The 13,737-nt window shown below is 59.0% G+C and carries 6 protein-coding genes; all 6 read right to left on the bottom strand.

The annotated features are described in order from the left end of the window. Positions 1-8: 8 nt before the first annotated feature. On the bottom strand, positions 9-2,228 hold the full coding sequence (locus ACR0L4_RS19430; protein ID WP_480514709.1) for a hypothetical protein: 2,220 nt from the start codon (positions 2,226-2,228) through the stop codon (positions 9-11). 557 nt (positions 2,229-2,785) lie between these two features. Next, positions 2,786-4,729: a DUF6519 domain-containing protein gene (locus ACR0L4_RS19425; RefSeq protein ID WP_480514708.1), complete on the bottom strand. Its 1,944-nt coding sequence runs from the start codon at positions 4,727-4,729 to the stop codon at positions 2,786-2,788. Between the two features lie 12 nt (positions 4,730-4,741). Further along, on the bottom strand, positions 4,742-7,318 hold the full coding sequence (locus ACR0L4_RS19420; protein WP_480514707.1) for a hypothetical protein: 2,577 nt from the start codon (positions 7,316-7,318) through the stop codon (positions 4,742-4,744). Next, positions 7,315-10,725 (bottom strand): putative baseplate assembly protein, encoded by a 3,411-nt coding sequence (locus ACR0L4_RS19415; protein WP_170752919.1) that lies wholly within the window; start codon positions 10,723-10,725, stop codon positions 7,315-7,317. Before ACR0L4_RS19415 ends, ACR0L4_RS19420 begins: the two co-directional genes overlap by 4 nt. Further along, positions 10,722-13,343 (bottom strand): putative baseplate assembly protein, encoded by a 2,622-nt coding sequence (locus tag ACR0L4_RS19410; protein WP_480514706.1) that lies wholly within the window; start codon positions 13,341-13,343, stop codon positions 10,722-10,724. Before ACR0L4_RS19410 ends, ACR0L4_RS19415 begins: the two co-directional genes overlap by 4 nt. Next, the gene (locus ACR0L4_RS19405; protein WP_480514705.1) at positions 13,340-13,702 is read right to left on the bottom strand and encodes a GPW/gp25 family protein; all 363 of its coding nucleotides are present in this window, start codon (positions 13,700-13,702) and stop codon (positions 13,340-13,342) included. Before ACR0L4_RS19405 ends, ACR0L4_RS19410 begins: the two co-directional genes overlap by 4 nt. Between the last annotated feature and the right edge of the window lie 35 nt (positions 13,703-13,737).

The following is a 13,737-nucleotide window of genomic DNA, read 5'->3' as shown; positions in this document are numbered from 1 at the left end:
GCCTCCTCTCAGCTGGGTTGCACGGCGTTGGCCGCGGGGTTCGGGTTCAGGGCGATCAGCGGCTGCGACAGATCCAAGGTCCATGCTCCTCTGCCAAGTGTCGCGCCCAGCAATACCTGATTGGCATCGTCATATTGCAGTTGCATGACCGGCACTGCAGGCAGATCGGCCGCCAATCGGAACCATCCTGTAAAGTTCGGAGCCTCGGCAGCAAAGATGCCCGCATTGGTTCCGACGACAAGATGACCGTTTCCGAAATTTCCGCACCAGACGACCGATCGAATGGTGCGACCCCCTGCCGTCAACAGGTCATCGGTTATGTCTACCCAAGTTTGTCCTGAATCGATTGTCTGATGGACGCTGTTGAACAGAGTTGCGTACGCAGTCGTTGGCATATTCGCGTCCAACGCCACAGCGGTTACGTCCTCTCCGTTGCTGAACCGTGTTGCTTGCTGCATCTGCGCTGGCGCGGGGCCGGTCCGAACGAAAACATCCAAACCCGCTCCGACATACAGCACTTCAGCGTCGTTAGTGCCGCCATATGCCACAGAGGCTGCTGCATTGGCCTGAACCCCGATCGGTCCGACAAGATGCAGAGTGTCCCCGCGGTCAAAAGATTCCCATACGGCATTGGCTCCACAAATCACCAGACGCAGAGGGTCGCCGGGGTTCGTCTGGATCGGAGAATAGAACTGTGGAGACAGAGACATCGTCGTGCCAACCTCAAACAACTGAAGCCGCTGGAACCCAAGTGAAACCCCATTTCCATCAAAAAACTGCCGATGCGCGTTTCCTAGAAACTGAAAACTAAAATAGCGCACCGACCCGCCATTTGTGGTGTCTGGTGCAATCGCCACAACTCCACCATCCCCACCCATCACGGTGGGCCATCTTTCGGCTCCGGTCCCGGGTTGTCGCAGCGTTCCGTTGTCCTGCGCACCGCCCATTGCGACTTGTGTCGCCGGATCCCAAGCAGCGGAATGGAATTCCGTGTTCTGCAGCGACCCTATCATCGTTATCCAGTCCCCGGTGTTCGAACGCGGATCCGTGCGACGGTAAACGCCACCGTCATCGCCTTCGATCAGGTCGCCGTTGCATGCAATGGCCATTGTCCGGGAATCCGCATGTGGCGCACTATTTGCACCGGAGTTCTGATGCGTGATTGGGCTGGCCTGTGCTCCGGGCGGCTGGCTCGCATCTACGCGAAACAGACGACCCGAAAAGGTTTCTGCGCCGATTGAGTTGGGAAATTGCGGCAAGGCAAGCCCTGGCGGCGCGTTCTCATCGAACGAGGGTTGCCGGTCACCCCCGATGTATACGATGTTGGCATCCTGCAGGTCAGCGGCCATGGAAAAATGGATCCCCGCCTGCCCGCCCGGATGCAGGCCAAAGGTATTGCCACTGCCCTCGGTAGTCGTAGGTAGATCCAGGTTGGACCAGTTGGCGCCTCGGTCGGCCGAGTGGAACAAAGCGGCAAGCCGTCCATTCACGGCAATAGCAACAAAGACCGTATCGCCCGGCCCAGGTGCTATCCGCACACTGGTTGGACTGAACAAAAACGTCTCCATGACGCTGGAACTGATCTTTGCCCAGGTTACGCCACCGTCATTTGTCACAAAGATCGCTCGGCCAGCATGCACATAGACCAGATCTGCATCGACCGGAGAAGCCTCGACCGCAAAGGACGGGCCTGTTTGCAGACTAACAGGCGACAGATGAGTAAAGCTCTGCCCCTTGTCATCCGAACGATAAACTCCATCCGCCAGAGATGCCCGACCACCGTTGCCCGCTAGAATGATCACATCCCCGGCTGCGTGGATCGCTCTGATATGCAAGGCGCGAAACAACCCACCATTGTCCAGTACGTTCCAGCTTGCTCCGTCATCCGTTGACAGCATAACGCCCAACAACGCCCCGCCGACACGACGCATGCTGCTAAATCGACCGGTACCAGCGACGAGAGTCTGCACCGTCGGATCGTTTCGATCCAGACATAGTGCTCCGATGGAAAGAGAGTCTTCGTTGGGCATCAAACTGACCCAGTCCGGTCTTGCGTCCAACGTGTTCCGCGTGCGCCACACACCTCCGTTCACGGTACCGATATACAGGATGTCACTGTCAAACGGGTGAGGCGCTACGGCATTCACGGCCCCCACGATTTCGCGGTCTGCAACACCTTCAGACTGACCGTCCGTAGCGGGTCGCGGTCCTTGCGGTATCCAATTCATCACACTCCCCTCTTTTGTTCAGTTCCAATGGTCAAACGCCTGCCAATTGGGTTTGATTTGCCGTCGATTGAAAAAACACAGCGTTCGTTTAGACGGCTTTGCGGGCTTCACAGCCCAATCAGCCCCAAGGTCTTTGGTGTGACGTGTCCCGTGCGGCCCCGCCCCGGCTTAAGGTCTCTTTTCGGGCTGCAATCGGGACAGCAGTTGCGAGATCACAAAGCTCACCACAAACCAGGTCGGAAGAAAGGCCAGAAGTTCCAGAAGAAAAGAACCAAACTTATAATACGTGTTTGCGATGGCGATCGAAATTATCAGCGACGGGCCTTCAACGACAAGTAGCTTCCGGATGCTCTGGGACTTGACTGCATGGTACATGTCACAATCCTTCTTAGGTAAACCAAAATGCGTTTACTTTAGAGATTTCAGGGTCTCTCAAACTGCCACTTTAGTCAAGGTTTTTACTGGTCGGTGGCAGTGTGGCATCAGGCAGAAAACAAGCATTTTTCTATTGAAAAACTGCCGAAGAACCCACACAGGCACCCTTCCATTTTCAGCTCTTAGCCCTCGCTTGCAAGTCGTCGCGCCTCGCGGATGATTTCGCTTGCTCTTGACCGGGGAAATGCCCGGCCGCCGGGAGTACCGAGGATCTCCACCAGTTTGTCCAAATCAACCCGCGCCAAGGCCGCCGCGTCTTTGATCCCGGCTGCGATCAACCGTTCAGCAGAAGTGTTGCCGACGCCCGGAACATCGTTGACCGGAATTCGGGGGCGTTCGATGGGATCTGTCGCGCTTGTGGCGGTCTCGGCCAGAACGCTTTCAACCCGTGGATCGCCGTCGTTCACGATCTGAACATCAGATCGAACGATGCTGGCCGCCGGCACACCAGCTTCGAGATAGGATTCAGCCACCAGATCCTCACGACGTTTCCCCAAAGCCAGACCGGCGGGCCCGGATTCGACCGACATAGACCGAACCTCGACCTGATGGAAACCACCAGCCGCCAGCGACGTGCGAATGCGGGTAACGTTGGCGGAAAGCGTCGCGACAGACGCCTCAAGCGGCGTAACCGTTTCCGCCTCGAACTCGATTGCCCCCAAGTCCACGCGAGAGAATGCCGGGTCAGGATCTGGCGGATCAGGGCGTTCGTCATTGGCCAGCGCACATAGCGTTGGGAAGACACAGCGGCATTCCTCTTCGGCACAGGTCACTCGGCCGTTTTCATCCAGTTCGATCTGACGCAGGGGTGCCAGATGATGCCGGATGCCGTGCGGAGGTTGCGCCTTGGGCCAGGGTGCCCCGTCAGGACCGGTTTCTTGCGGCCAGAGCACGTCGGCTATCGCCGTGCGGGCCGGGATTTGCCAATAGTCCCCGGTTTTGTAGTCCCCGCCCTGCTCGAACCAAATCTGCACACCGTCTTCCAGCTCAATCCACTTGGATTCCTGCACTGGAATTGCCGCTGATGACTGATCCCAACGTCGTAGTATTGGGTGGGTATCCGCGCCTTCGCTGAAGACCGGCAACTCTTCCCCCTCTGGCACATGCAAAGTCACCGCGGCGTTGACCCTGTCGACGGCCTCAATCGCGTACAAGGGCCGTGGGCTGGCCGTCAGTTCCGATACGTCATCGACGATTTCGACCCAATCGCCCTCTTTGAGCCCGCGCGCCTGATCCGGGCCCAGACTGACCAGCGTTGCAACCGCGCCTTGCAGGCTTTGGATTCCAAACACAACCGAGCCATTTTCGCGCGACCACTTGAACGTCGCTTGCCCTTTGGACCCACCCACGGCACCGGGATTGTGAATTTCGACGCGATAGAGCTGATTTTCTGCCCCCCTGTACTGCGCAGTGGGCGGCACCAGACAGGGATCTTCTGATGGAATGTCGACCTTAGCCCGTGCACGCAGACAACGGGGCAGTTTCAACCGATCCCCCACCAATATATCCAGAAGGTCTTCGCATCCAAGATCGTCATCCTCCACCTTTTCAAGAGAGGCGACCTTGACCTGACACACGACCTTGGCCCGGGTCGCCGTGTCCGAACCACCAAGCGCCAACTCACAGATACCATCGGCCTGAAGGTGGTTCAGATGACGTTCCCAGACGTCCAAGTACACCAGATAACGTGCACCCGGGCTGAGCTCGAATTCGCCCCCTTCGGCCACGGGAAAATCGGCCTGCATTGTATACAACACAGGAGGCGTGTCCCCGTTGGGTGAGCAATGTACCTCTGGCCATAGTTCACAAGCTATGCCGTTGACGTAGTATCGCCCCCTTCCGATTTCGAAGTCACACAGAAGGTCATCGGAGCAGGTAATCCTGAACCCGTCACCCGGCCCGCCATGCGGACCGATTAGGTCGGCGGCCAGCATGCGGGTCTGTTCCAGCAAGATGGACACCTGCTCGTTCCAATCAGCATCCAGCAGAACGCGTCCCTGCTGCATCAAAACCCGCGCGTATCCGTGCTGTTGGCGATAACTTTCACGGCTGAGGTCGGCTTTCATATATCCACCCTCCTAGTTGGCAAAAATAAGCCCGGCGGACATTCCGGCCGGAACATAATCGGCAAGCCGCGCCGTCAGCGCAGCACTGCGTTGCGGTTGAAACAAGGCGTGGAATGCGCCCATTTCAGAACCATTGCTGGCCCCTTTGCGAACGCCCTCGGATGTACAAAGATCAAGCTGGCAATAAGCGGGCTCTCCGTACCGGAGGCTGGTAAAGACAGGACGCATCGAAGAAATAGCCGCGCGGCGCAACCTGTCGACATAATCCGACGTTCCATCTTCGAATGCATGAGAGGAAACAAATGCCCCCAGATGCGGTGGGTCGGCCGGCGCAGCCGCGACAAGGTTGGCGGTCAGTACGGCGCATTCCCCAGGGGACAGTCCGGACAATTCCCAGATCGGCGGGTCGGCGTCCGCCAACAAGGCACCGCGGCTGACGGTGACATCTGGGTCATCTTCGAACGCGCTGTTTGTTGGATCGCCGGCATCTCTGGGCGGCAGGATCGTGACCGCAATCTTTCCCGCTGACCGTGGCCCCAGATTGTCGATTGTCAGGCTCAGTGAAAAGGCATCTCCGATGGCGGGGGCGGCCTCGGTCGTGTCCAGCCGCAAACGCAAATTGGCGCTATCGGTCGGAGCACCGAACGGCCCAATCGGCGTACTGCCAATCTCGACAGGAACGGAGACCGCTCCGCTAAGAGGTATTTGCGGCACCGCTGAAACGGCCGCTTCAATGGCAAGATCAGGCTGGCACCTGAACCGCCGCGGTGTTCTTGACCCCTTCGGGACATGGCAAAACCGTATACAGCCGATCTGACGGCGAGCGACCCGAACCGTGCCGGTAAAGATACTGTCCTCGGCCATGGAAATCGCATGGGTTTGAACTGTTCCGATCAGGGTCGAGCGGCGAATATCCAGAACGGCATGTGCCAATGGCCAGGACGGCGCGCCAATTGCCTCGCGCGTATCCGAGTTGGCGTCTACGATACTGTCCAGAATTGCCACGGCTATGGGATCTGCCCCGACCTCATCCCCGCTGACCTGTATCGGGCCAAGGATCGATCGCTCGATCCGAACCGAGACCGGTCCGTCGACCAGATCTAGGCTCGCTTCTCCCGGTCGGTCGGGCACGCAATCGGACCCAAGGCTCCACCCCGGAACCAGAGTGGCGTGCCGCAAACGCAACTCATCCAGAGCACCGCGTACTTGCAGACCGCGCCCGACGACGATGAGGCCATCCAACGTTATTCGGCTGCCTACACCGCCGCGGATCATCAGCGCGTCCCCTCGCGATGACCTGTAGTCCAGCAGCCGCAGCACAGCCCGACTTTCGTCCCTGCTGCGCAACTGCAAGCTCTGTCCCTCGCGCAGGTCGACTGTCAGTCGTTCGGTATACACGCCACCATCGATGATCTCTATCACCGCATCATCCGGATCTTCATCCCGCCATTTGGCAAGCGCACCGGAGATATCTTCAAACTCCGCGCCTGCACCGACGAAGTAACGTGTCGCCCCAGCAGGTTCGGTCGGGTTGCGCAGGTAGGGGCCACCCCCTGTGTCATCCGAAAATCCGTAGTGATAGCGCACATACACCTCGCCACCCGGCGACTGGCGCGGATGGAAGGCGATCCGACCCCGTTCGGGATCGACCGCCACCTGACCCCGCGCTGGACGATAGTGCCAGCCACTCAGATCGGCAGGAACGATATTCTTGACCGGCACAAGGCCGCTCTGACCGCTTTCAGGCCAATCTTCGGCCCAGATCGCAAGGCTTTTGTCCGCGCCGCAATAACTAGCGATATCTTCCGAAAACATTCGCAACCCAATTGGGATCGGCAGATTTTTAGGTTCCGCAATTGCGTCTTCAGACGTCTCCGGTTGGGGCAAGTTAAACAGGGGCGTGTCATTGCCGAGTACGCTGAACGCGTACAGGCCAGTCCCAAGATCTTCTCTTGCGTAGGCAGGCCCGCGGCGGATTTCGTAGGGTTTCAGCCGCCATGCAAATACGCCGACATTGGGTATATTGTACCGGCCCAGCGTACGTGTGGATGTAATCCGTCGTACATCGACCCCATGTGCAATCTGTTCGAAGGGTCCACCCAGATGCGCAAGATCAAGCCCGTTCCGCAGATCGACCGTGCGCCCACGGGCAAGCCTTTGGTGATTGAGAGGCTGCATCCAATTCAGCAGACGGTAGAACTCGACCGCCCGCGCCGGCCAGTCAGCCGTGTCTTTCGCGATAAGCTCCAACAATGGCAACGTGCCCTTGCGCCGCCTGTCCCGAATGTTGTGCGCAACCGCCCTGCGGGGTGCCAGAACCGAGGTCAGCAAAGTGCTTTGTTCATCATCAGCCGCAATCTGCGGAGGAGATTCATAGCCGATCAGCGCGCCGATATAGGGAATAACCCAGTCGTCACAGGTTTCGATGAACCAGTTCTCATAAAGCTGATCGATGTCGTCCTCCAGCACATCAACCTGCTCGGCGATAACCTGCAACAATGCCCGTAGAGGCCCTCCCCGGTCGACATCGCGCTTGCGGTGAATGGCAGGAAGCAGGTCATACAGCCTGTCTGGATCTCGCACGGTCATGGCGTCACCTCAGTCAGAATAAGCGCGTCGGGCAGGTTGTCGGGCAGGAAAACAAGCTGTGCAGGTCGGATTGATCCGTTCTCTCTGGTTGCGAAACCTGCACCGATGAAAGATCGGGGCACGGAATTGGCCGGGCGATTGGCGAAGGCACCAAGCCGCTCAGCCAGCATTTCCGGCGACGCGGCATCTACCTCGCCCACAGCTTCGAACAGGTCGACGTCCACAAACGCAACACCAGGAACGACCTGCATCACCGCGACCACCTCGCTTAAACGCAAAGGTTGCCCAAGATCACGCTGGTCAAACCCGAATTGTTCGGTCAACGCGTTACGCAAGGGCGGTTCGACATTTTCCCAAAGATGGTCCGGATGAACCGACACTTTTGCACTCAGGAACAGATACGCAGCCTCTCGCGCGGCCAGAACGACCGGAACCGAAGGATCGCCAAATTTGGCCAGCGAGGTCATCAAGTTTCGATACAGGGACGACAACGGATCGATTGGCGCGTCCAATGCGCCAGCCAGCGTCACATGTACAATATCGCGGCTGCCATCGGATAGCCGCAAGGCATGGGCTTTGTCGATTCCGGCATATAGCAGCGAGAAATCTGTGTAGTCCTCCACCGAGACAAGCCGGTCCAGTGCCCGTGTAGCTAGCGGAACACGGCGACGAGCCTGGTCGCGGGTTTCACGTGCGGCACCACCGCTGGCAGCACGCGGATTGAAAACTTCCTTCACGCCAAGCGGCTTGGGTCCAAGCGTCGAGATCTGCCTGGCTGCAACGTTGCCCGACCGTCCGATCCCCGCCCGATAGGTCGCGCGTGTGTTCTCCGAACCGCTGGGCAGGCGCGCTCCCCGAATGCCGTCGCCGAAGGTGACAGAAGTAGTGTCGTCATCATCTGTTTGGCTTTGGTATCCGCGCTCGTCGCCTGCAAAGGACAGCAGGGTTTCACCTCCATGCCACAGAATGTCATTTACCCGAACCGACAGCGTGCTTTCGGTTCCGGCAGATGTGGGCGCCGAGACATGCGTGACCGGGCCATGCGCCAGGGCAAAAGTCTGAAGCCGGGTCGCGCTATTCCCACTACCGATTGTCTCGGATACGGTTTCTCCATGCGTCGCCAGAACGACGTTTGCGTTCAGCGTCACACTCTCCCGCTGGTAGCTGTAGGCAAGTGGTTCGGCCAGTGTCAGCCGTGTATGCAGGGTGTCACCCGGAAGGTTGATGTCGTTGCCATTGGGTCCGGTGATCTGCGCCGGGCGGTGGTCAACGCCAGCTATCATCACCAGTTCGGTCGCTTCGATTCCGGGCACAACCTGACCGTCCGATGACAACACATCGGTGCGCTCGCCTGTGATAGCGATCCAGCGCCCGGCCTCGAGCCCCTCGTAAAGACCATTGAGGTCGACCGACGCCCCGGACACGTCCGCAATCAAAGGTTCCTGCGCTAGAGCCAGTGGTTCATTCGCGGCCCGTATCTTGAGCCCCCGAATATCGGCCAGTGTCGCCTCGCGTCCGGTCAACCAGGTCCCATCCAGCAAAACATGTGTGACGGGTTGCGATACTCCGTAGTCCGATCGCGCGGCATTCCGGACGGCAAGTACCTCGAATACATGGCACCCTTCGACAGGGTGGTCGATCAAGAGCAATCCGCCGGGAACTATTCCCTCGTATTCGGCATCCAGAGACAGAATGCTCGCCGCCGTCGGGGTTCCTGCGAACCCTGTATCCTGACGTTGCACCGTCAATGCCGTACCTGAGGCGTTCATTGCCAGTGTTGCCTGGCGGTCCGGAGCGACTTCCACCTGAACCGGGGGCTGTCCGGCAAGGATGAATTCGCTTTCCCCATCAACCGAGACCCTGACACCCGAGTTTGGCAACACTGCGGCTGCCGCCAGCAATACGCTTGGGATACCGTCCGTGGCGGCTGATATTGTAATGCTCCGAGCCGAAGAACCACCTCCCCAAAGCACTCGGATTTCGCTCAACCTGAATAGGGCCGTCGAACCTAATGGCCCGATATATATGGCTTCAACACGAACAGGTATGCCGTCGATGTCGGTCTCCAGCACCTGCTGGCGGCCACTGGACACTGCGACCCCATCAGAAAGTTGGGCGAGGCTGATCGGCGTTCCGTTCCGTGCTACCATTCTGTCCCAAATTCGAAGGGACAGGCTAATCGGGGCCGAGCCGCCGGCATCCAGATCGACCTCCTGCAGGAATGCCGCCGCCAGCAGATCCGGCCCTCCGACATCCACCCGCGCCTCAACTGACAGATGGCTGCGCACCTCGGCCAGAGGCCACTCCTGTCGCAGCACTTCACCATCGACAAGGTACTCAAAATCGAGCGGGGCCGTCGCGCCGAATGGCGTGGCAGAAACACGCAGCGATTCAACGCCCAACCTCTCTTCCGGACGGCTGCCGGAAACGGGTGCGTTGCCATAGGCTGTAAACAGTGCGTCCCGAATGCCCGGCTGCAATTCCGCCAATAGCTGCGGCCCCAAATCGGCAGATGCGCCGTAGGTCTGACCCGGGTCCCGACCGAGCGCAAACTTCGACACCGGTTGGTTCGACAGAGGTTTGCGCAATGCCGCGACCGCGTCGCCCAGCTGTTTCAACGGGTTGGTCGGCGCGCGGACCACAATTTCCGCAGCGTTCGGAACGTGCAACACATCTTTGTCTGCATAGTCGATCCGCGTGCGATCTGCATCTGTGTCGGTTTCCACCCCGCGCACTTCGAACGGCAGACGATGACCCGGGCCGGTCAGCAGCATGATCTGGCCGGGCTCCAACCCCGTTGCTGTGCCATCCAGATAGACCGATCGGACACCGCCGAACCCAGTCTCCGGGAACAATGCCTGAGGCTGGGACAGCCTAGGTGTCATCGCCGCCCAAAGGTCACGTGCAGGTAGGCCGTGGCTTGTTTCGAAAGGCTCGGCACTTTCACCGGGACCCGGCAGACTGCGCGCCAATGTACCGGCCGGGATCGTAACCTCGTACCCTTCCTCGAGCGTAAACGCGAGGTAAACACTGGCCGCCACTCCGGGACGCAGCCGATACCCCACCAGTTTACCCAGTTCGAGGATCGAGCGTCGCTGAATTGCAGTGCCCAGATATCCCTCGTTGGCAATCCGCTCCTGATAGAATGTCAGAACATCCGAGACTACAGCCCACGAGTCCAGAAGAGCAATGGACGGATCGTTGAGGTCGCGCGTCGTCAATCGTTGCAGGGGCCGTGTTCCTTCGGGCAGGCTGTGGCTGGTCAACCGTGCCACCATCGTTGCAAAGAAGTCAGGATGTGTTCCGACCCGCGCCGAAATCGAATTCAGCCCCGGCCGGTTCCGGATCGTCCGGGGGGTGACAGGGCCGATGCCCTTGCAACAGCCGCAAGTCGCGTTGGTACTCATCTGCCACCTCTTATGTCAAAGACGACACGCCCGTTTTCCGGCGCGCCCGGATCGCTGTCGGCACGCGCGATTTCCAGCGGCCCGATCGGCAACACACCCGCCGCCAGTTCTCCATTCGGCCCTTCAAACAAACGCTCGAGACAGGCCATCGTCACGCTTTCAACCCCATCGACCGCCTGAGCAGCCGTCAGCAACGGGCTGAGCGCAATGTCCTCGCCAAAGCTCAACCGATCAGGATGGAAAAAACCGAGCGTGCCATCGGGCAAACACCCTGCGCCAAAGATCTCTTGCAGGTCCCGTTTTACAGCTTCCCGCAGATGGGTGGGGGCGGCGCAGACGGATATGCAGATTTTTAGCGGCACCTGAGCGGCCGGCCGCACTGCCAGATCGTGACCAATGCGGCGATAGCGGTTCAACTCGGTGAACAACTCGGATAGTAGCGCGTCATCCGCGACCGCCTGCCCAAGCGGATCAATGGCGACCCGAATTTCATACCAGCTGCCATTCCATCGCTGCTCGGCGGCGGCGCGCTGCACCTTTGGATGTCGCGCCGCAATCTCGGCGTAGTCAGCGGGGGTGATCGCCCGGGCCAGTTCCTGCCCAAAGCCATGAGGAGCAAAGATTTTTGCGTCTTCAATGGGTTCTGGCTCAGTGCCTCCGGTGGCAGGCAGAGGATTCCGGGGGGTCAGGATCAACCCGTCAATCAGCGTCTCATGCACAGGCACCGTAAGCTTGTCGGAACCGACATTGCCCAGCGGACCATTGCCGGTGCGGCGGGTAGCGTGTACCCGGCTGAACGGGTCCAGAGCGCGGCCCAAGCGATCATCGCCAAATCTCAATACGGCCCTGTGGCGAGAGTCGATGTCGGCAACTACATGCGCGTCCCGCGCACCACTGTTCAACAGATCCTGTACTACCGTCCAGTTCTGCGGGCGTTGATCATGACCTCCCACGTCGATTTTGCCTGGGACGCAATCCGGATCATGCTCTGTCACCACGGTCAGGGCAGGCACGGCCTGACGCGGGTCTTGTCTGAGAACATCCGAGGCTGGTGCACCGTGATCAACTGGAGCCGAGAAGGTCAAGGGGCCCGGTATTGGCGTATGGGTGAAACACCCAGCCCTGTACGTCACCTCTGCAGTGCGTCCTTCGGCTAGGCAAACCGTCGGATCATCCGCCATCGGAACGCATCCCAGATTTTCGGTGGGCCGCCAACGGCCATGATCCGCCAGTACGACATTCCCGCGCAAGATCGAGACGTTTTCCAGCATCGCGCAGGTTGGTGGCGGACCCAGTGTTGAGATGCAGAACGGCGCGGGCAAAGCGTCCTCTTCGGCCCAGCAAGCCTCCAGAACTGGCTGGCCATTCAAGGGGTCGACAGATGGATTTACGGATACAAGCCGCACAGCATGGCGGCGCGATGGGTCGGCATCGGTCGGGTTACCGGTTTCCGGCCCCAGACGCTCTTCGAATATCAGGACATTACCGGGATGCAGGTCCAGCGCACGCGTTCCCTGTGAGGGTTTGTCAGGTTCCACATCATCCCCATAACAGTCCGAACTTTCCTGGTAATTCGCACCCGGGTCGCCAGTTTCAGGCGCGGGTGGCAATCCATCTTTCAAAGTAACGCTGGTTGCGCCGGTGGGCAGACAGCAGGACGCATCCCCCCATGTGTAGACGTGAATTTCATTGTGCGCAGCGCGCAGCGGCAACATAGCGTCAGGATTGGGTACCAAAGGCGCAAACACTTCGTAGCGTGTTTCGTCGATACCGTCGAATGAGGACCAGTCCGGAACTGCAGTGCTGGTGTCAGGGGCGTCTTCGAATCCCGTTGTAAAAAACAGGCTTCCGGCCCGGATCTCCCGATCCTGACTTGTTCCGATCGCAATCCAGGTCCGCGCGTTGCATCCTTCGTGAAGATGATAGTCGACCAGACGGGCGTGCCGCTTAACCGAGACCCTGCGGCGCGCGGTGCCCATGTAGGCCTCTGTCGCAACCGCGTCCTGATAGTAACTCAGATAGTCGCCGGTATAGGCCAGAAGTTCTACCAGAGTGATACCCACATCGGGAATGTGCCGCTCGGTCCATTCGGGCATCGTGACAGCCAGACGATCTAGGATTAGGGCGCGGAAACTGGCGTAATCCTTGGCGAGATAGTCCAACTCCGGTTGCGGCGGCACGGTTTCGGGGCAGATGCTGTCATCCTTGCAATCCATTTCCGACGGGCAATTGGCTTTGAAACTGAATGCCAGACACCGATAGCGCGGATCGTAAGGGGCATCCTCGGGCAAGTTGACCAGACACAGACAATAGTTCGAGAAATCGCCCGGCCGGTCCACTGTCACCACCACGCAATTGTCCAGTTCAGGATCGACCTCGGGGCAAAGGCACAAGTCAACCACGGCTAAGTCTTTTTCACGCACCCCGCCGCAGATCGCAAAATTCTCTGGGCGCAGATCTTCCGGTGCGGGTCCAAGGAAATAGACCGTCAATTCTCGCTGATCGTCGCTGACCTCAACGTAGTCTAAGCCATTGAAATCACTTGCCCGAACCATCGCCCGTCGCGTTTCGGTCAGACAGGCCAGATCTTTGGAGGTATGACATCCACACCCGGTCATGGCAGGCTCCGCTGGAAACTGTCCGTGCGGGTTTCGCCGGTGCGCTTGATGAGATAGCGAACTTCTACCTCAAGTACTGCTTCGCGCGTTGAGGCGACCAGCACCTGAACGGTGATCAAGTCACCCAGATATTGCTGCAACCCCGCCTGCGCATTGCGTTGCAAGGTCGACGCCAAAGCGTCGCTGTTCGGTTCAAACACCACTTCGGCCAGCCCGGCCCCGAAATCCGGCCGGTTGACCCGTTCGCCCGCACGCGTAAACAGGAATTGTTCGATCATGTCTCGGATATGGTTGTCACCATCCGTGAGCGCTGTTCGACCGCGTGCATCAAAGTCAAAAGGGTAATCAATCTGTATCATGTCGCCTTCACCCTTGTCTGAGTCTGCGCAATGAT

The organism is Ruegeria sp. AB5 (genome assembly GCF_056542645.1).
The sequence above is the reverse complement of the archived record's forward strand: the minus strand, read 5'-3'. Positions and strand labels throughout refer to the sequence as shown.